This window comes from Micromonospora sp. CPCC 206060, assembly GCF_036906895.1.
Classification (GTDB): domain Bacteria; phylum Actinomycetota; class Actinomycetes; order Mycobacteriales; family Micromonosporaceae; genus Micromonospora.
This window is the reverse complement of the sequence record NZ_JBAKHU010000031.1, coordinates 16296-34625: the sequence shown is the minus strand read 5'-3', so window position 1 is coordinate 34625 and position 18330 is coordinate 16296. Positions and strand designations below refer to the sequence as shown.

Below are 18330 nucleotides of genomic sequence, written 5' to 3'. Positions count from 1 at the left end.
CGAAGGGTTCCCCATGAGCAGCGACAGTGCGGCACCGGCCTGCGTGCCCGTCGCCGACGAGATGTGCTCGTACGCGATCGACATGTGGGTCACCGATCCGGCGATCCTGACCGACGAGGCCGCCCTGCTGGCCGTGATGGACGAGGCGGCCCGGGCCGGGCACGCCGAGGTGCTGGGCCGGTCGACCCACCGCTTCCCCAACGGTGCGGTCACCGCCGTGCTGGTGCTCTCCCAGTCCCACCTGTGCGTGCACACCTGGCCGGAGCACTCGCTGGCCAACTTCGACCTGCTCACCTGCGGTCGACTCAACGGCGAACTGATGATCACCTATCTGGAAAAGGCGCTGGAGACCAGCCGGGTGAACATCACCCGGGTGATCCGGGAGGTACACGCGTAACCGGCGCCGTGCCGGTACGTCCCACCACCGTCCTGCCGGTCTGGCGAACGGTTGCCAGGTTTAGCCCGCTGTCGATCTCTCCGCCCTATCGTGGGCTCGGCCAGCCGTCCAGTGGGTGGCTTCGGCCAGCAGTCCCGGAAGCGCTCCCCAGCCGTCCGGGTAGCCAGCAGGAGCCGGAGGAGAGCCCATGTCACGACGGCGAACCAGATCAACCTTGTTGGCGGTGGCGCTGGCCGCGCTGCTGCCCGTACCACCATTGGTGCTGACCGGTGGCGGCCCGGCCGGCGCCGAGGAACCGGCCGCCCCGACCGGCCACGCCGAGCCGTGGCTGACCCTGGTCACCGGTGACCAGGTCCTGATCCGGCCGGAGGCCCCGGCCAACCAGAGCCTCGTCGTCCGTCCCGCCGCCGGACGGGAGAAGACCCGCTTCCACCGGTACGTCCAGGCCGGTGAGGTGCACGTGGTCCCGGCCGACGCGCGGCCCCTGGTCGCTGCGGGCGTGGTCGACGCGCGGCTGTTCAACGTCAGCCGGCTGCTGGAACTCGGGTACGCCGACCGCGCCGACCGGGACCTGCCGCTGATCGTCACCGCCACCGACCACACCCGCGCGGGAAGCCTGGCCGGAGCCGGGGGCGCGACCGTCGAGACGGCCCTGACCAGCGTCGACGGTGCCGGGGTACGGCTGGACCGGGCGCGCGCCGGGCAGTTCTGGTCCCGCCTGGTGACCGCCCCCGCCGCCCGGGCCGACGGTGCCCCGGCGCTCGCCGGTGGTGCGACCGGCATCTGGTTCGACGCGCCGGTCGGCGCGAAGGCGGCCGGCCCGGCGGCCGGCGCCTCGACCGTCAGCCGGGTCGCCGCCGGTTCCGAGTCCCGGCTGATCGACGCCCTGGAGACCGCCGCCGCCCGGCGGGACCGCATCGTGCAGGTCGACGCCGAGCAGGTGTTCCCGGCGAACGGGCCGGGCCTGGTCCGGTCGGCGCTGGCCGACCTGGGTAACTCGACCGGTCCGCTGTTCCTGACCGCCGACGATCCGGCAGCGGCGGGTCCGGTCGCCACCGCCGGGTCCGCTGCCCGCCGGGCCGACGCCGGGGCGGCCGTCCTGGTCACGCCGGACGTCGCCACGGCCGCCCGGACCGCCGACCGGTTCGCCCAGCGCTACCCCCGGTGGACGGCGACCGACCTGCGGTCGGCGCTGCTCGGCAGCGCCGGCGGGACCGCCGAGGAGACCCTGCGGTACGGGCTGACCACCGCTCCGGCGAGCGTGGACGTCGGCGTGCTGCGCTGGGATGCGCGGAAGTCGGGCGCCCGTGGCACGGTGACGTACCGCAACGCCGCCGCTGCCCCGGTCACCATCGACCTGGCGGTCGCGGGCGGCACCGGCTTCGCCGTCCAGCCCCGCCGGCTCACCGTTCCGGCGGGCGGTACCGCCTCGGCCACGGTGACCGTGGACGGTGCGAAGGTCTCCCCCGGCCGGGTGACCGGCTCGCTGGTCGCCAGCGTCGCCGGCGCGCCCGCCCTGCGTACCCCGGTGGCCGTCGAGGTGGAGGCGGAGAGCTACGACCTGACGATCACCGCGACCGACCACGACGGCGCCCCGGCCGCGAGCTGGAGTGCGCTCATCAACGACCTGGACCGGGAGTACGCGGTCACCGTGACCGACCCGGCCGGTACCGCGGTGCTCCGGCTGCCCCGGGGCAACTACTACCTGGAGTCCCACGTGGACACCGCGCGGGCCGACGGGAACCTGAGCACCTGGGTGGTCGAACCGCTGGTCGTGGTCGACCAGAACCGGACGATCTCGCTGGTGGCGACCGAGGGTCGCCCGGTCGGTGTCACCGTGGACCGGTCGGACGCCGCGTACGGCGAGGTCGCGGCGATCTTCGCCCGGATGACCAACGACGGCCGGTACCTCGGTTCCGACGCCCACGGCCCGAACTTCGACGGCCTGCTGATCCGCCCGTCGACCAGCGCCACCACCGGTGGGGCGTTCACCTTCTACGTCGCCGGCCGGCTGGCGAAGCCGGACGGTCGGGGCGGCTTCGCCGGCAGCCCGTACATGTACCACGTGCAGTGGATCGAACCCGACCGCGTCCCGTCCGACCTGATCCGGCACCTGCCGGACTCGGAACTGGCCTCCGTGCAGGCACGGCTGGCCTCGGCCCGGCCGGGTCGGATCGGGCAGAAGGACTACCTGGTGTACGCCCCGCTGCCGTTCACCATCCAGGAGTACTACATCCCGGACACCCCGTGGCTGGCGGCGATCGGCACCTTCGCCGGCGAGCCGGACGGCAACCCGGAGACCATGCTGAACAGCGCGGACCGGCACTTCACCGTCGGTACGCACACCGTCGAGCGGTGGAACGTGGGGGTCTTCGGGCCGTCGTTCCCGCGGGACTGGCCGTGGAAGTGGACGAACGCGGCCCGCACCGGTGACCAGATCGGCGTCGAGCTGCCGCTCTTCACCGACCAGGGCACCCACCGGGAGGCCCGCTCGGCGGTGACCGGCACGTACACCAGGCTCTACCGCAACGGTCGGCTGGTCGGGCAGAACGACCTGGCGGCGACCGGTACCTTCACCGTCCCGTCCGGTTCGGCCGTGTACCGGCTGGAGAGCCGGGCCACCCGCAGCGCCGAGTTCGCCGGTGCCACCTCGGTGAAGGTGGCGTGGACGTTCTGCTCGGCCACGCCGGCCAACGGGTCTACGGTGCGGCTGCCGCTGGCGGCGGTCCGGTTCGCACCGCAGCTCGACGACCACAACCAGGCGCCGGCCGGTGGCACGTTCGCGGTGCCGGTGTCGGTGCAGTGGCAGGACGGTGCCACGCATGGTACGACCCGCTACCTGTCGGTGGAGGCCTCGTACGACGGGCGGAACTGGCGCCAGGTGCGGCTGACCGGATCCGGGGACGCCACGGTGGCGCACATCCCGCACCCGCACGGTGTGCAGGAGGTGTCGCTGCGGGCGCGGCACGTGGACTCGACGGGCAACGTGGTCGAGCAGACCATCACCCGGGCGTACCAGGTCCGCCGCTGACCGTACCGGCGGGTTGAGCAACGGGTCCGCGTCACCGGGGTTGTGCCCGGTGACGCGGACCCTGGTCGTCGGTGGATCAGAGCCGGGCGAGGATCTTGTTCATCGTGTCGATCTCCGCCTGCTGGCTGGTGATGATCGTCTGCGCCAGTGCCTTCGCCTCGGTGTTCTCCCCCGAGGAGATCTCGTCCCGGGCCATGGTGAGCGCGCCCTTGTGGTGCGCGACCATCATGGTCAGGAACCGCCGGTCGAAGTCCGTGCCGGAGGCCGCCGCCAGCTCGGCCATCTCGGCGTCGGTCATCATGCCCGGCATCCCACCGTGGTGCATGCCCGGTCCGCCGCTCATGCCCGGCATCGCGGTGGGTCCGCCGCTCATGCCCGGCATCGCGGTGGGCCGGCCCCAGGCGGTCAGCCAGCCGGTCATCTTGTCGATCTCCGGCTGCTGGGCGGCCTTGATCTGGGCGGCCAACTGCTTGACCTCCGGGTCGGTGGCCCGGGTTTCGGCCAGCGTGGACATCTCCACCGCCTGCTGGTGGTGCGGGATCATCATCTGGGCGAACATCACGTCCGGGCCGTTGAACCGGGCCGTTCCGGTCGGGGTGTCGGCGGTCGACGCGCCGGCCGGGGTGCCGTGGCCGTCACCGGTGCCGTGCATCGGATCGTCGGAGCCGCAGCCGGCCAGGGCGACGGCGGCGGCCAGGGCGGTGCCGGCCAGGGCGGCGCGGCGCAGGATCGTACGGGTGCTCACAACTGGTACCTCTCGTGTTCGGTACGAACGTGGACGGGAAGCGTCGGCGGGACACCGGGTACCGGCGCCCGCTGGGCGTCCTATCTCCGTCGCACCGACACCCGGGCCAGGGTGAGCCCGATCGGCCCGGCCGGTGGTGGGGCACGGGAGCCGGCCGGCAGGGTCCGACCGGACGGACCGGCCCCCGGACCGACGAGGGCGGCGAGCAGCAGAACGGCGAGGAGCGCGACTGCGGCGAACGCGCCGAGCACGGCGGCGCAGACGCTCCACCCTGACGGGTGACCGCCCCGGCCACCATCGGCCGGGGACGCCACCGGTAGGTGGCCGCCGGGTCTGTCCGTCGCGTGCCGACCGGCAGCCGCCGGCACCGGGCCGGCAGCCGGGACAGCCACGTGCGGGTCCGCGGCCATCGCAGGCTGGTCCGCAGCCGCCGCCGGATGCGGCTCGCTGGTCATCGCCATCGCCATCGCGTGCGGGTCGGCGGACATCGCCACCGGGTGCGGACCGCCGCCGTGGCCCAGGCTGTGCATCATGGCCAGCCCGAACAGGGTGGCGGCGAGCAGCGCCAACCGGGCCAGTCGCCCGGTCAGCGCCGCTCCCATCGTCCGCACGGTCCCACGCTAGCCGGTCACCGGGTGGCGACCGGGCGGAAGCCCCGCAACCGCAGGCTGTTGCCGACCACGAAGACCGAGGAGAAGGCCATCGCGGCACCGGCGATCATCGGGTTGAGCAGCCCGGCCGCCGCCAGTGGCAGGGCGGCCACGTTGTAGGCGAAGGCCCAGAACAGGTTGCTCCGGATGATCCGCAGGGTCCGCCGGGACAGCGCGATCGCATCGACGACGGCGGTCAGGTCACCGCGGACCAGGGTCAGGTCGGACGCCTCGATCGCGACGTCGGTGCCGGTGCCCATGGCCAGGCCCAGGTCGGCCCGGGCGAGGGCGGCGGCGTCGTTCACCCCGTCGCCGACCATGGCCACGGTACGACCCTCGTCCTGCAACCGCCGGACCACGTCGACCTTCTCCGCCGGCAGCACCCCGGCGATCACCTGGCCCGGATCGATGCCCACCTCGGCGGCGACCCTGCCGGCGACCGTGGCGTTGTCCCCGGTGAGCAGCATCGGGGTGAGCCCGAGGGCCCGCAGCCGGGCGATGGCGGCCCGGCTCTCCGGCTTGACCACGTCGGCGACGACCAGCGCGCCACGTACCTGGCCGTCCCAGCCGACCAGGACCGCGGTACGCCCGCCCGCCTCGGCGTCGGCGACCGCGCGGCGCAGTTCCTCGGGCAGTTCCAACCCTCGGTCGGTGAGCAGCCGTTCCCGGCCGACGGTGACGGTCCGGCCGTCGGCCGTACCGCTCACCCCGAGCCCTTCGACGTTCGCGAACCCGGTGACCGGCGGCAGCGCCCCGGTTCCGCCAATGGCCTGGGCGGCACCGGTGGCGATGGCCCGGGCGATCGGGTGCTCGGAGGCGTGTTCCAGCGCACCGGCCAGTCGGAGCAGCTCGTCCCGGTCCTGGCCGGCGGCGGGCAGCACGTCGACCAGGGTCATCCGGCCGGTGGTGACCGTGCCGGTCTTGTCCAGCACGACGGTGTCCACCCGCTTCGTCGATTCGAGCACCTCGGGGCCCTTGATCAGGATGCCGAGCTGGGCGCCCCGGCCGGTACCCACCAGCAGGGCGGTGGGGGTGGCCAGCCCGAGGGCACACGGGCAGGCGATGATGAGCACCGCCACGGCTGCGGTGAACGCGGCGGTCAGCTCGGCGCCGGTACCGATCCAGTAGCCCAGCGTGCCGACGGCGAGGACCATGACGACCGGGACGAAGATCCCGGAGACCCGGTCGGCGAGCCGCTGGACGGCGGCCTTGCCGGTCTGGGCCGCCTCGACCAGGCGGGCCATCTGGGCGAGCTGGGTGTCGGCGCCGACCCGGGTCGCGGTCACCACCAGCCGGCCCCCGGCGTTGACGGTGGCCCCGACCACCCGGTCGCCCGGGGAGACCTCGACCGGTACCGACTCGCCGGTGAGCATGCTGTTGTCGACCGCCGAGGAGCCGTCCTCGACGATCCCGTCGGTGGCGATCTTCTCGCCCGGCCGGACCACGAACCGGTCCCCGACGGCGAGCTGGTCGACCGGGATCTGGACCTCCGCGCCGTCCCGCAGCACCGCAACGTCCCGGGCGCCGAGTTCGAGCAGGGCACGCAGCGCGGCCCCGGCGGTCCGCTTGGAGCGGGCCTCGAAGTACCGGCCGGCGAGGATGAACGTGGTGACCCCGGCGGCGGCCTCAAGGTAGATGTTGCCGGCACCGTCGGTACGGGTGATGGCGAGCGTGAACGGGTGCGTCATGCCGGGCATCCCGGCGGTGCCAAGGAAGAGCGCCCAGACCGACCAGCCGAACGCCGCGACGGTACCGAGGGAGACCAGGGTGTCCATGGTCGCGGCACCGTGCCGCAGGTTGACCCAGGCCGCCCGGTGGAACGGCAGTCCACCATAGACGACGACCGGGGCGGCCAGGGTGAGGGAGAGCCACTGCCAGTAATCGAACTGCCAGGCGGGCACCATGGCCAGCGCGATCACCGGCACGGTCAGGACCAGCGAGACGAGCAGCCGGGTACGTGCTGCCCGCAGCTCGTCGACCGGCTCGGCGGTCTCCGCCGGGGTGGCTGCCGACCGTGGCGGTGGCGGCAGCGCGGCGGTGTACCCGGTCTTCTCGACCGTGCCGATCAGGTCGGCCGGGGTGAGGGTGTCCGGGTAGTGGACGGTCGCCTTCTCGGTGGCGTAGTTGACCGTGGCGGTCACCCCGTCCAGGCGGTTCAGTTTCTTCTCGATCCGGGCGGCACAGGAGGCGCAGGTCATGCCGCCGATGTTCAGCTCGATCAGGTTCGGTGCCGTCTGCAACGGCCGGGTGTCGGATGCCATGGGACGCCTCCTGGGTCAGCTGTGCCCGTGACCGGGCTCGCCGTGGTCCGGCGTGGCCGGGACGGAGGTCGGGGCGCTCGGGTGGGTCGCCGGGGTCGGGCGGGTGGCCGGGCCACCGGCCGTGGTGGACGCCCCGGTGGGCGGTCCGGCGACGGCGGTGAACTCGGCGGTGCGGACCTGCCCGGCGTGCTGGAAGTCGAGGTAGAGCCGGTAGGTGCCGGCCGACGGGACCTCGGCGAAGAAAGTGATCTGCGGCCCGGCCGGGGTCTTCCCGTCACCGGGTACGCCGTCCGGGTGCACGTGCAGGTAGGCCAGGTCCCCCTGGCGCAGGGCGACCAGGTGGCCGTACGCGCCGAGGTAGGGGGCCAGGTCGGTGACCGGGGTGCCGTTCCGGCTGACGGTCAGGGTCAGCCGGGAGGCGGCCCCCGGCGTCAGGTCCCCGGCGAGGGTCACGGTGTACCCGTCGACGGTGGCGGTCCGGGTCGGCGTGGGCAGCGGCTCGGGGGTGAACGAGCCCGGCACGGCGATGTCCACACCGAGGGTCAGCGCCTCGGCGCCGGTCGGTTTGAAGTCGGCGAACGCCCGCCAACTGCCGGGGTCACCCAGCGGCGAGGTGACCCGCCAGGTGCCGTCCGGGTCCATCTCCGGGTGGACGTGCCGGAATCCGGAGAGGTCGCGGCGGGCCACGATCAGGTGCATCCGCTTGTCGTGCTCGACGTCGTACCCGGTGACCGGGTTGCCGTCCGGGCCGGTGATCCGGAAGGCGAACTGCCCGGCCGGGGCGGGGGTGGGGACCAGGGTGTAGCCCTGGTCGGAGACCAGCAGGCCACCGGGCAGGTAGCCGTCGGTCGATTCGTCGTGGCCACCGGCATCGTGCCCACCGGCGGCGTTGTCGTGGCTGGCTTCGACTGCGGGAGCGCCGGGGCCGGCCACCTGGCCGACCCCCCACGCCGCGCCGAACACCGCCACGAGCCCGAGCGCGAACCCGCCCAGCTTCGTCGCCACGTTCATCGCGTTTCCTCTTTTCCGTCCGGTGGGCCGCCGGGCTCAGGCGTCGACGAGTTCATAGCCGGCCTCGTCGACGGCCGCCCGGACCGCCGCCGGGTCCAGCGCGTCGGCGCTGGTCACGGAGACCTGCCCGGAGGCAAGCTCGACCTGTACGTCACTGACCCCCGGCAGGGCGCTGAGCTCGCTGCTGACCGCGCTGACGCAGTGGCCGCAGGTCATGCCCTTGACGTGGTAGGTGCTGGTGACCATGGGGTGGCTCCCTCTCGTAATACCGATACCCAGTGGGGGTATCTCTCAGTCCGGACCCTAGCATACCCCTCGGGGGTAAGCTACCCTTGCCCTCATGACGACGCCCACCCCTACCCCGACCAGGGGCTACACCGCCAGCAAGGATCAGCTGCTCGCCCGGCTCCGTCGGGTCGAGGGGCAGGTACGCGGCATCAGCCGGATGGTCGAGGACGACCGCTACTGCATCGACGTGCTCACCCAGATCTCGGCGATCCAGGCCGCTCTGGACAAGGTGGCACTGGGGCTGCTCGACGGGCACGCCCGGCACTGCATGCACGAGGGCGCCGCCGAGGGCCGGGCCGACGAGATGGCCACCGAAATGATGGCCGCCGTCGGCCGGCTGATGAAGCGCGGCTGACCGAGCAGGGCTGACCGAGCAGGGCTGACAGCGCACGGCTGACAGCGCACGGCTGACGGAACACGGCCAGAGGTGCGGACAGCCGCAGTTCCCGGCGCCGCAGAAGGAAGACACCGACACGGACGTGCGGACCGACGCTCGCCGGTCCGCACAGTCATCGTCGCCGCGTGGACGACCGCCAACCCGTCAGAGGCGTACCGCCTCGACCGCCCAGGCCGGCAGCGCGACGCGCCCCTGGTCGTCGAAGTCGACCGCCAGACCCTGCTCGCGGAAGAAGTTGCCGGCGTACTGATTGACGAGGAAGGTGTCCCGGCGCAGGTCGGTGATCCGCCAGCCACCCCCGCCGATGTCGTCGCGAAGTATCTGCTCATCGATCCGGTACACCCCCGGGAGATCACCGGGCACCAAATCGGAGAGGCAGTAGAGGGTGAATCTGGCACCCGGCCGGGCGGCCCGGCACAACGCCGCGATGTAGCGTTTCCGGAGTTCCGCGTCGAAGCAGTCGTAGACCCCGCTGTCGAGGATCGAGTCGAAGCTGTCCTCGTAGCCGTCGAGTCGGGTCACGTCGGCGACGGCGAACTCCGCCGGCACCCCCTGCGCCCGTGCCCGCTTCCGGGCCCAGTCGATCGCCGTGGGCGCACCATCCACGCCGAGCACGTCGTGGCCGAGGCCGGTCAGGTAAATGGTGTTGTCACCGAGACCACAGCCGGAATCCAACACCCTGCCGGCGAACCGCCCGGCCCGCGCGCTGTCCACGACCCGTGGCTGCGGCTCCCCGATGTCCCAGGGCAGGGCGGCGAAGGTCATTCCATCCACCGGTGACCTGCCGTTGTAGAACGCCTCGAAACCCGCGATCAGGCTTTCATCTTGATTGATGCTGGTCATAGCCGCTCCTTATCTGGAATTCGACTTCCTTCTTTTAGCGTTGTACCGCAGCCAGACAGTCCAAAAGGGATGGTTGACAGAATTACGTTGAGCAGGGGGAATCCATCCGCTGCACAACCACCGCTACGGCGCCATCCGGGCGAAAGGATGGGTTTTCCACCACCGCGCATTCCCCGGAATGATCGCGGCCAGAAGATCGAATTGAGCTCAGAATGATCGGAGAACCTCGTAACAGCTCAGAATCTGAATCATGGGGAGAGCTGCCGGCAATGCGGGCCCGATTCTCGATCTTCGAATCCCTGGCCTGGAATCCGGATCGGAGAATCAGGGCGTCAGGCGTACCCGGCGGAGCAGTTGGGCGTTGAGCGCCACCACGATGGTCGAGGCCGACATCAGCACCGCGGCGGCGGCCGGGCTCAGCGCCACCCCCGCGCCGGCCAGCACCCCGGCGGCCAACGGCAACGCGACCACGTTGTAGCCGGCCGCCCAGCCCAGGTTCTGGAGCATCTTGCGGTAGGACGCGCGGGAGAGCCGGATCACCCCGGCCACCCCGCGCGGGTCGGACGAGGCGAGCACCACCCCGGCGGACTCGATGGCCACATCCGTACCGGCGCCGATGGCGATGCCGACGTCGGCCCGGGCCAGTGCCGGGGCGTCGTTGACCCCGTCGCCCACCATCGCCACCCGCAGGCCACGCCGTTGCAGGTCGGCCACCGCCCCGTCCTTGTCCGCCGGCAGCACCTCGGCGAAGACCTCGTCCACGCCGGAGATGAAGCCCAGGTCCGCGGCGACCGCCTCGGCCACCGGCCGGGCGTCCCCGGTGATCATCACGATCTTGGGTACGCCCTGCGCCCGCAGCTCGTCGACCGCCTTTCGCGCCTCGGGGCGTACCTGGTCGGCCAGGGCGATGACCCCGCGTACCTCGGCGGCCCCGCGCCCGTCGTAGCGGAGCAGGTGGAGCACGGCGGCACCCCGCCCGGACCACTCCCGTACCCGCGCGTCGAGATCGTCGGGGACCCGGGCGCCGGCCTCCCGCAGCAGCGCCGGCCCACCGACCGCGTACCCGGTGCCGTCGACACTGGCCCGGACCCCCTGGCCCGGCATGGTCCGGAACCCGGTGGCGGTCAGCGGCGCGCCCCGCCCGGCCGCCGCCGCGACGATCGCCCGGGCCAGCGGATGCTCGCTGTCCGCCTCCACCGCGGCGGCCAGCCGCAGCACCCCGTCCCCGTCCGTCTCCGGGGCGACCCCGACGACCGTGTGCTCGCCCCGGGTCAGCGTGCCGGTCTTGTCGAAGAGCACCGCGTCCACGGTGCGCATCCGCTCCACCGCCAGCCGGTCCCGGATCAGGATGCCGGACTTCGCGGCGAGCGCGGTGGAAAGCGCGATGACCAGCGGGATCGCCAGCCCCAGGGCGTGCGGGCAGGCGATCACCAGCACGGTGACCGTCCGCACCACCGCCTGGTCCGGGTCACCCAGGACCCACCACACCAGCAGGGTGACCGCCGCCGTTGCGGTGGCGATGTAGAACAGCCAGGCCGCGAAGCGGTCCGCCAGTACCTGCGCCCGACCCCGGGAGCGCTGCGCCTCGGCGACCAGCCGTTGGATGCCGGCGAGCGCGGTGTCCCCGCCGACCGCCTCGACGCGTACCCGGATCGCCGAGTCGGTGGCGACGGTCCCGGCCACCACCCGGTCGTCGACGCCCCGGGACACCGGGCGGGACTCCCCGGTGACCATCGACTCGTCCAACTCGGCGATGCCGTCGACGATCCGCCCGTCGGCCGGTACCCGGGCACCGGGGCGGACCAGCACGACGTCGCCGACCTGCAACTCACCGATCCGCACCCGGGCCGTCGATCCGTCCCCGGTCACCCGTTCGGCGTCGTCGGGCAGGAGCGCGGCCAGCGCGGAGAGCGCCCCCCGGGCCTGCCCGATGGCCTTCATCTCCTGCCAGTGGCCGAGCAGCATGATGGTGACCAGGGCGGCGAGCTCCCACCAGAAGTCCAGGTCGAACAGGCCGACGCTGGTCGCCACCGAGGCCACGTACGCCACCGTGATCGCCATGGCGACCAGCAGCATCATGCCCGGCGCCCGGCCCCGTACCTCCCGGACCGCGCCGACCAGGAACGGCCAGCCGCCCCAGAGGTAGACCACCGATCCGAGTACCGGTCCGACCAGTTGCCGGCCCGGGAAGTCGGGCAGCCCGCCGAACCACTGACCGACCAGCTGGCTGGTGGCCACGATCGGCACGGTCAGTACCAGGCAGACCCAGAACCTGCGCCGGAACATCGCGGGATCGTGGCCAGCGTGCTTGTCCTGGCTGTGCTGCTGGTGGTCCATGCCGGCCTCCTCCCGGCGACGGTACCCCCGCCAGGTATCCGACACGGCCGGATCGACCCGAGAGGCAGCCCATCCCGGCCTGCCTGACTCATCCTGTTTGCGCAGCTCGGCGTGGGGTACCGAAGGCGGTTGACGCACCGATCAGGGAGGTTCCCGTGTCGACCGATGCCATTGTCCTGCTCAAGGAGGACCACAAGGAGATCCGGCGCCTGTTCAAGGAGTTCCAGGGTGCCGGTGAGAACGCCACCGCGCAGAAGCGGAAGCTCGTGGCGCAGATCCTGGAGGCCCTCACCGTGCACACGTACCTGGAGAACGAGTGCATGTACCCGGAGATCCGCCGGCTCCTGCCGGACCTTGAGGACGACGTGCTGGAATCCTACGAGGAGCACCACGTCGCCGACGTGCTCTGCTTCGAACTGGCCGCGATGGAGCCCGACGACGAGCGGTACGACGCCAAGGTCACCGTGCTGATGGAGAACGTCCTGCACCACGTCGAGGAGGAGGAGCAGGAGTGGTTCCCCAAGGTCCGCGACGGCCTGGGCCGTAACGAGTTGCAGGAGATCGGTGCCCGCATGATCGAGATGCGGAGGGACGCGCCGCGTACCCCGACGGAGCCGCTCGCCCTGAAGAAGGCACTCGACGCCGTCACCGCCTGACCCACCCCGCCCCGGCGACCGCCGGTCCGGCCGGATCACGTCGTCACCGAGCGACGTTCCGGACCGGACCGGCGGGGAGTCCGGATGGTCGGCGCCCCACCATGCGGCCCCTGTCGAGCTGCCCCGGATACGCGCTCAGCTCCCGCCACAGCACCGTGTGCCGATCCGTTCCGAACATCCGGGAATCTGCCGGCACCCCCTCCGGCCGGACACCCTCATCGGCAGGGACACCGTTCGTGCGGACAGGAGGTCACCATGACAGGAGAACGTCTACCCTGGGCCGGCCCGACAGCGCCCGCCCCGACCGACCGGCCACAGTGACCCGCCGCCCCACCGGACCACCCGCTGCCGCCGCCAAGGGGTCGCTCCCGGCGCGTCGTACGCGGGGACCCCTCACGGCTCCGGGGCGATCAACCGGTGGTCGTCGGCGTCCCGCACGGTGATCGCCTCCATCGGACACGAGTCCGCCGCGTCGATCACCGGGCCGGCCGGATCGACCACGTTCAGCACCGGCCGGGAGAGCCCGTCGACGAGGACGAAGTGGTCGGGTGCGGCGCCGGCGCAGATCCCCGTCCCGATACAGCGACGGGGGTCGACGTCGACCCGCCAGGTCCCGCTCACCAGGTCACCGGCAGCATGGTCAGGCCCCGCACGATCAGGCCGCTCTTCCAGGTCAGCTCCTCCTCGGGTACCGCGATCCGCAGGCCGGGGGTGCGCTGGAGCAGGGCCCGCAGAGCGACCTGGAGTTCCATCCTGGCGAGTTGCGCGCCGATGCAGTGGTGGACGCCGTGGCCGAAGCCGAGATGCGGGTTGACCGGACGGTTGAAGTCCAACCGGTCCGGATCCGCGAAGACCGACTCGTCCCGGTTGGCGGAGGAGATCGAGCCGATCACCGGCTCGCCGGCCCGGATCAGGACACCACCGAGTTCCAGGTCCTCGGTGGCGTACCGGGCGAAAGCGGAGGCCACCCCGAGCGGGATGTACCGCATCAGCTCCTCGACCGCCGACGGCACCAGCCCGGGATCGTCCCGTAGCCGGTCCCACGCCCCAGGTGTGGTCAGCAGGACGTACACGAAGTTGGGCAACTGGGTGACGGTGGTCTCGTGCCCGGCGGCGAGCAGCCCGGCGGCGAGCTGCACCACCTCCAGCTCGGTGAGCCGGTCGGCGTTCTCGTCCCGGGCCCGGACCATGGCGCTGAGCAGGTCGTCGGTCGGTTCCCGGCGGCGCCGCGCGATCAGCTCCCCCATGTACGCGTACAGGTTGTCGATGTACTCGTCGATCCGCTCGGGAGGCAGGGAGGTGGTCGAGACGATCGCCTCCGACCAGGCGTGGAACCGGTCCTGGTCGGCGACGGGCACCCCGAGCAGCTCACAGATCACCCGGATCGGCAGCGGCGTGGCGACGTACTCGACGAAGTCAGCCGGCGCCCCGGCGGCCAGCATGGCGTCGAGCAGCTCGTCGGCGATCCCGGTGGCCCTGGGACGCAACTGCTCGACCCGGCGCGCGGTGAACGCCTTGGCCGCGAGCCGGCGCAGCCGGGTGTGCTCCGGCGGGTCCATGGCCAGAATGCCCGCGTCGAGCTGGCGGGGCGTGATCCGGGGCTCGTCGCGACCGACGGCGGCGGCCCGGCTGAACCGGGGGTCGCCCAGCACGGTCCGCACGTCGGCGTACCGGGTGGCCAGCCAGGCCGGCTCGCCGTACGGCAACCGGACCCGGGTCACCGGTTGCTCGTGCCGCAGCCGGGCGTAGAGCGGATCGAGTTCGAGCCGGTCGGGGGCGTGGAACGGGTAGCTGCGCGTGGTCGTGACGGGGGGATTGTTCGACACCGGAACTCCCTGTCGTAGGCAGACGCGGGGTGGCCGGATCGGGTCGGCGGCCAGCGGTGAATCCGCTCGGGCGCGACACCGGACCGAGCCAGGAGTCATGCGCTGATTGCGGATCGTAGCGAACCCGTTCGATCCTGACCACCCGCATCCATCCGCCTACATCCGGTGACAGTTCCGGTTCGACGGTGCTGAAGTGTTAGGAAGGGCCCCCTCCGCTACCGAAAACGATAAGAGGGGGCCCTTCCGTGCACCTGGGTGTCAGCGGGGTGACTGGTCACCCTCGCCGGTACGTCGCTGGGCCATGTCGACGCCCTTGTCGATCTGCTCGTCGTACCTGCCGCCGGTCCGCCGGTCGGCCGCCTCGCCGCCCTTCTCCAGCCCCTGGTCGACCTGCTTCTCGTGCTGGTCGGCGAACTCCTTGGCCTTGTTCATGAAGTCGCTCATCCGTACCCTCCTCGGCTCGTCTCCCGTTAGTCCCTCGGCTCGTCTCCCGTTAGTCGTTCCCGTCGGCCGGATGGGCAAACGGAGCAGCCCGGGGCGGCCCCCGGACCCACCCCGGCCCGGGCGCCGGCGGGCCGGAACAGGCCGGCACACCGCCAGTGCCGGGCCGGGACAGGCCCGGGGCGGGTGTCGCGCTCGATGCCTTCGGGTACGACCCGGACACGGGGACCATCCGGTGAGCGGAGGCAGTGACGATGACGGAGCCGACGGCGGTGACACCGCCCCCAGCGGGGATACGGCAGACCTGGGAACGGATTCCCTGGCTGGTGCGGTCGGCGGTGGTCTGGAGCGCCTGCCTGGTGGTCGTCGTCGCCGGGCTGTACGTGCTGGGCAGGATCGCGATGCTGCTGGCACCGCTGGCCATCGCGCTGGCGGTGACCCTCTTCCTGACCGCGCTGCTCGACCCGGTGACCCTCGCCCTGCGCCGGCTACGGCTGCCGGCCGCGCTGGCCGCGCTCGTCTCGGTGCTGCTCCTGCTCGCGGTACTGGCCGGGGCGGTGACGCTCTTCTGGACCCTCACCGCCGACCAGTTCGCCGACCTGTCCCGGGAACTGGACGAAGGACTGAAGCGGACCCGGGAGTTCCTGACCTCGGGCGGCCTGCCGATCACCGCCGAGCAACTCGACGAGTGGACCCGCCGCGCCACCGAAGGGCTGCGGCAGGGCTCCCCCGATCCGGTCGCCGGCGCTCGCACCGCAGCCGAGGTGCTGGGTTCGGTGCTGCTGGTCGTGGTGCTGCTCTTCTTCCTGCTCAAGGACGGCCGCTCGATGTGGCGCTGGGCGTTGGGCCGTACCGCTGAAGGCTCCCGGCCGTTGCTGGCCGCCGCCGGTCGTAACGGCTGGCACACGCTGACCGCGTACAGTCGGGGCACGATGATCATCGCGGCGATCGACGCGATCGGCATCGGTGCCGCGTTGCTGCTGCTCGGCGTACCGCTGGCGTTCCCCCTCGCCCTGATCACCTTCCTCGGCGCGTTCATCCCGATCATCGGGGCCACCGTGGCCGGGAGCGTCGCCGTACTGGTCGCCCTCGCCGCCAACGGCCCGACCACCGCCCTGCTCGCCCTCGCCTCGGTGATCGCGGTGCAGCAGATCGAGGGGAACCTGCTGGAGCCGCTGGTGATGAAGCGGCAGGTCCGGCTGCACCCGGTGGTGGTACTGGTGGCGGTGACCGCCGGCACCCTGCTCGCCGGGATCGCCGGCGCGTTCGTCTCGGTGCCGGTCGTGGCCGTGTTGTACCGGATGGTGGACACGGTCTGGCGGGCCCGCCGGGCGGCCCGGGACCGGACGACCGGGGCCCAGACGTCAGCGGTACGCGGGAACCCCGAGTCGGGCCCGTAACGCCGGACCGGGCAGGTCGGCCAGCCAGGCCGGTCCGCCCGGCTGCTGCCGGCGCCCACCGCCGGCCAGGTCGCCCGAGTCGACCGGATCGAACCCGAACTGTTCCATCAGGTCCTCGACGGCCCGCTTGGCGTCGTTGTCGTCCGAGGCCAGTGGCATCCCGTACCGCTGGAGGGCGCCCGCCTCGTGCCCGTAGTCGCGCAGATGGTCCCAGCGCATCGTGTTGAACGCCTTGACCAGCCGTACCCCGCCGAGCCGGTCCCGGACCAGTTCGCTGGAGGTGGTCCGGCCGGTCTCCAGCTCCGGCCACGGGCCGTCCACCGCCGGCAGGTAGTTCATCGCATCCACCACGATTTTGCCGGCCAGTCCCCCGCTGGGCAGCTCCGGGTGCCGGTGGAACGGTACGGCGAGCAGGACCAGCCGGTCCGCCAACTGGGCCACCTCACCGGCCCGGACCGCCACCGCCCCGTCGACCAATGACCGGACCAGCGGGGTGAGCGTCCCGGGATCCCGGGAGTTGGCGATGACCACCTCGTGCCCGGCGGACGCGCAGTGCCGGGCCAGGGCGCCACCGAGTCGGCCGGCGCCGATGATGCCGATGCGCATGGGTCCGGCTACCCGTACCGGCAACCGGCAAACCGGCGGGCGTACCGGCAACCGGCAAACCGGCGGTCGGCGAGCGAACCGGCGGCGGGCGACCGCAGCGGGTCACCGGCCGGGCATCAGCTGCCCGGGGACGAGATGTCCCGCGAACCAGGTCGAGGCGGCGTGCGCGACCTCCTCCAGAGCGCCGGGCTCCTCGAACAGGTGGGTGGCGCCGGGCACCACCCGCAGCTCGGCGGTGTCGGGCAGCGACCGTAGCGCCTGCTCGTTGAGTTGGCGGACCTGCTCGTCCCGGCCGCCGACGAGCAACAGGGTCGGCGCCCGTACCTGGCCGAGCGCCGGGCCGGCGAGGTCCGGCCGGCCACCCCGGGAGACCACGGCGGTCACCTTGCCGGGCCGGGCCGCGGCGGCGGCCAGGGCCCCCGCCGCACCGGTGCTGGCCCCGAAGATGCCGATCCGGGCGTCCCGCAGCGAGGGTTGTGCGTTCATCCAGTCGACGATCCCGACCAGTCGACCGGTGAGCAGTCCGATGTCGAAGCGCAGCTCGGCGGTGCGCGCGTCGATCTCCTCCTCGGCCGGGGTGAGCAGGTCGACCAGTACGGTCGCCAGGCTGTCCCGGTTCAGCACGTGCGCGACGGCCATGTTGCGGGGACTGCGTCGGGAACTGCCGCTGCCGTGGGCGAAGAGGACCACCCCGGTGGCCTCCTCCGGTACGGACAGGTCGGCGGGGAGTTCCGCCCCGTCGACCGGGATCAGCATTTCACTGCTCTCTGCCCGTATCACCGCAAACCTCCCGTCGGTGGCTGCCCGCCACCCGGGCGACCCCGGCGCGGACCCATGTGATCGTTCCGCCCCGGTTTACCCTTCCCGGACTCCGGCATGCCGCCGACCGGCGGCCGGACCGGAACCGGACCACCGACCGGCACGGTTTGCCGGACCGGGGTCCGGGTAGCCGGGCGGTGACCGGACGACGCCGCACCGCCCTGGCCGGCGGGGGCGTCGACACCCCGCTGCCCGCCGGCAGCGTCGATCCGTCACTGGTCGGCAGCAGCGACCGACACCGATCGCGAGGTGCGTCATGGCCCGTCAGGACCGTACCCGGAAGTCGACCACGAACAACACGTCGGCCACCAACAACGCCGAGCGCCGCGCGGAACAGGACCGTCAGCGCGGGGACTGGGCCGACGAGGCGGCCATGGCCCGCACCGCGGACGACCCGCGCGCGATGGCGCCCCGGGACCGGGCGGGTCGTCCGTCCACCGGCGACACCCGCTGACCGCCGTCCGTGGTGGGCCCACCCCGTGCCGGGCCCACCACGGATGCCGGGTCAGCCAACCGGGGTGGCGTTCCGGGCGAACGCCTCCGCGAGCGGGCCGTGAGGCCGGCCCAGTCACCAGCACCACCCGCTGTTGGGCGGGAAGCGCGCGGAGCGCGTCGAGCACGA

Annotated in this window: 18 protein-coding genes; 6 read left to right on the top strand and 12 right to left on the bottom strand. The window is 72.5% G+C overall.

What is annotated here, in order from left to right:
• Positions 1 to 13 precede the first annotated feature (13 nt).
• Positions 14 to 397, top strand: a complete 384-nt coding sequence (gene speD / locus V6U90_RS19605; protein ID WP_334438461.1) for an adenosylmethionine decarboxylase — start codon at positions 14 to 16, stop codon at positions 395 to 397.
• 187 nt (positions 398 to 584) lie between these two features.
• A complete protein-coding gene (locus V6U90_RS19600) occupies positions 585 to 3428 on the top strand; it encodes a hypothetical protein (protein ID WP_334438458.1) in 2844 nt (947 codons plus the stop codon).
• Between the two features lie 76 nt (positions 3429 to 3504).
• Here the strand turns inward: V6U90_RS19600 and V6U90_RS19595 are convergent, their stop codons facing one another.
• The 5 genes from V6U90_RS19595 to V6U90_RS19575 form a co-directional block, all read right to left on the bottom strand.
• Positions 3505 to 4173: a DUF305 domain-containing protein gene (locus tag V6U90_RS19595; protein WP_334438456.1), complete on the bottom strand. Its 669-nt coding sequence runs from the start codon at positions 4171 to 4173 to the stop codon at positions 3505 to 3507.
• Between the two features lie 80 nt (positions 4174 to 4253).
• Positions 4254 to 4784 (bottom strand): hypothetical protein, encoded by a 531-nt coding sequence (locus V6U90_RS19590; RefSeq protein WP_334438454.1) that lies wholly within the window; start codon positions 4782 to 4784, stop codon positions 4254 to 4256.
• A 17-nt stretch (positions 4785 to 4801) separates the two neighbouring features.
• Positions 4802 to 7084 (bottom strand): heavy metal translocating P-type ATPase, encoded by a 2283-nt coding sequence (locus V6U90_RS19585; RefSeq protein WP_334438452.1) that lies wholly within the window; start codon positions 7082 to 7084, stop codon positions 4802 to 4804.
• 15 nt (positions 7085 to 7099) lie between these two features.
• On the bottom strand, positions 7100 to 8095 hold the full coding sequence (locus V6U90_RS19580) for a hypothetical protein (protein WP_334438449.1): 996 nt from the start codon (positions 8093 to 8095) through the stop codon (positions 7100 to 7102).
• Positions 8096 to 8131: 36 nt separating this feature from the next.
• Positions 8132 to 8341, bottom strand: a complete 210-nt coding sequence (locus V6U90_RS19575; protein WP_334438446.1) for a heavy-metal-associated domain-containing protein — start codon at positions 8339 to 8341, stop codon at positions 8132 to 8134.
• A gap of 94 nt (positions 8342 to 8435) precedes the next feature.
• Between V6U90_RS19575 and V6U90_RS19570 the strand changes: the two genes are divergently transcribed.
• A complete protein-coding gene (locus V6U90_RS19570; protein ID WP_208817765.1) occupies positions 8436 to 8738 on the top strand; it encodes a metal-sensitive transcriptional regulator in 303 nt (100 codons plus the stop codon).
• 186 nt (positions 8739 to 8924) lie between these two features.
• Here the strand turns inward: V6U90_RS19570 and V6U90_RS19565 are convergent, their stop codons facing one another.
• Complete coding sequence (locus tag V6U90_RS19565) at positions 8925 to 9623, bottom strand: class I SAM-dependent methyltransferase (RefSeq protein ID WP_334438441.1); 699 nt, start codon at positions 9621 to 9623, stop codon at positions 8925 to 8927.
• A gap of 324 nt (positions 9624 to 9947) precedes the next feature.
• The gene (locus V6U90_RS19560) at positions 9948 to 11960 is read right to left on the bottom strand and encodes a heavy metal translocating P-type ATPase (protein ID WP_334438438.1); all 2013 of its coding nucleotides are present in this window, start codon (positions 11958 to 11960) and stop codon (positions 9948 to 9950) included.
• A 155-nt stretch (positions 11961 to 12115) separates the two neighbouring features.
• Between V6U90_RS19560 and V6U90_RS19555 the strand changes: the two genes are divergently transcribed.
• On the top strand, positions 12116 to 12616 hold the full coding sequence (locus tag V6U90_RS19555) for a hemerythrin domain-containing protein (RefSeq protein WP_334438436.1): 501 nt from the start codon (positions 12116 to 12118) through the stop codon (positions 12614 to 12616).
• A 393-nt stretch (positions 12617 to 13009) separates the two neighbouring features.
• Here the strand turns inward: V6U90_RS19555 and V6U90_RS19550 are convergent, their stop codons facing one another.
• From V6U90_RS19550 to V6U90_RS19540, 3 genes are all read right to left on the bottom strand, one after another.
• Positions 13010 to 13237 (bottom strand): ferredoxin, encoded by a 228-nt coding sequence (locus V6U90_RS19550; RefSeq protein ID WP_208815778.1) that lies wholly within the window; start codon positions 13235 to 13237, stop codon positions 13010 to 13012.
• Positions 13234 to 14442 carry a cytochrome P450 gene (locus V6U90_RS19545; protein WP_334438433.1) on the bottom strand — a complete coding sequence of 403 codons (1209 nt, stop codon included), beginning with the start codon at positions 14440 to 14442 and terminating at the stop codon, positions 13234 to 13236. The genes V6U90_RS19550 and V6U90_RS19545 overlap by 4 nt, the downstream gene beginning before the upstream one ends.
• A 258-nt stretch (positions 14443 to 14700) precedes the next feature.
• Complete coding sequence (locus tag V6U90_RS19540; protein ID WP_334438430.1) at positions 14701 to 14886, bottom strand: antitoxin; 186 nt, start codon at positions 14884 to 14886, stop codon at positions 14701 to 14703.
• Between the two features lie 251 nt (positions 14887 to 15137).
• Between V6U90_RS19540 and V6U90_RS19535 the strand changes: the two genes are divergently transcribed.
• The gene (locus tag V6U90_RS19535) at positions 15138 to 16283 is read left to right on the top strand and encodes an AI-2E family transporter (protein ID WP_334438428.1); all 1146 of its coding nucleotides are present in this window, start codon (positions 15138 to 15140) and stop codon (positions 16281 to 16283) included.
• Here the strand turns inward: V6U90_RS19535 and V6U90_RS19530 are convergent.
• Both V6U90_RS19530 and V6U90_RS19525 read right to left on the bottom strand, forming a co-directional pair.
• Complete coding sequence (locus V6U90_RS19530; RefSeq protein WP_334438426.1) at positions 16248 to 16889, bottom strand: NADPH-dependent F420 reductase; 642 nt, start codon at positions 16887 to 16889, stop codon at positions 16248 to 16250. The genes V6U90_RS19535 and V6U90_RS19530 overlap by 36 nt on opposite strands.
• A 102-nt stretch (positions 16890 to 16991) precedes the next feature.
• Positions 16992 to 17645, bottom strand: a complete 654-nt coding sequence (locus tag V6U90_RS19525) for a dienelactone hydrolase family protein (protein WP_334438424.1) — start codon at positions 17643 to 17645, stop codon at positions 16992 to 16994.
• A gap of 319 nt (positions 17646 to 17964) precedes the next feature.
• Between V6U90_RS19525 and V6U90_RS19520 the strand changes: the two genes are divergently transcribed.
• Positions 17965 to 18162, top strand: coding sequence for a hypothetical protein (locus V6U90_RS19520; RefSeq protein ID WP_334438421.1), 198 nt, complete (start codon positions 17965 to 17967; stop codon positions 18160 to 18162).
• Positions 18163 to 18330 lie beyond the last annotated feature (168 nt).

Bases quoted from the DNA above. Each gene is read 5' to 3' on its own strand.
- V6U90_RS19570 (WP_208817765.1), top strand. From the start codon at position 8,436: ATGACGACGCCCACCCCTACCCCGACCAGGGGCTACACCGCCAGCAAG.
- V6U90_RS19585 (WP_334438452.1), bottom strand. From the start codon at position 7,084: ATGGCATCCGACACCCGGCCGTTGCAGACGGCACCGAACCTGATCGAG.
- V6U90_RS19540 (WP_334438430.1), bottom strand. From the start codon at position 14,886: ATGAGCGACTTCATGAACAAGGCCAAGGAGTTCGCCGACCAGCACGAG.
- V6U90_RS19580 (WP_334438449.1), bottom strand. From the start codon at position 8,095: ATGAACGTGGCGACGAAGCTGGGCGGGTTCGCGCTCGGGCTCGTGGCG.
- V6U90_RS19530 (WP_334438426.1), bottom strand. From the start codon at position 16,889: ATGCGCATCGGCATCATCGGCGCCGGCCGACTCGGTGGCGCCCTGGCC.
- V6U90_RS19520 (WP_334438421.1), top strand. From the start codon at position 17,965: ATGGCCCGTCAGGACCGTACCCGGAAGTCGACCACGAACAACACGTCG.
- speD (WP_334438461.1), top strand. From the start codon at position 14: ATGAGCAGCGACAGTGCGGCACCGGCCTGCGTGCCCGTCGCCGACGAG.
- V6U90_RS19575 (WP_334438446.1), bottom strand. From the start codon at position 8,341: ATGGTCACCAGCACCTACCACGTCAAGGGCATGACCTGCGGCCACTGC.
- V6U90_RS19560 (WP_334438438.1), bottom strand. From the start codon at position 11,960: ATGGACCACCAGCAGCACAGCCAGGACAAGCACGCTGGCCACGATCCC.
- V6U90_RS19535 (WP_334438428.1), top strand. From the start codon at position 15,138: ATGACGGAGCCGACGGCGGTGACACCGCCCCCAGCGGGGATACGGCAG.
- V6U90_RS19525 (WP_334438424.1), bottom strand. From the start codon at position 17,645: ATGCTGATCCCGGTCGACGGGGCGGAACTCCCCGCCGACCTGTCCGTA.
- V6U90_RS19565 (WP_334438441.1), bottom strand. From the start codon at position 9,623: ATGACCAGCATCAATCAAGATGAAAGCCTGATCGCGGGTTTCGAGGCG.
- V6U90_RS19600 (WP_334438458.1), top strand. From the start codon at position 585: ATGTCACGACGGCGAACCAGATCAACCTTGTTGGCGGTGGCGCTGGCC.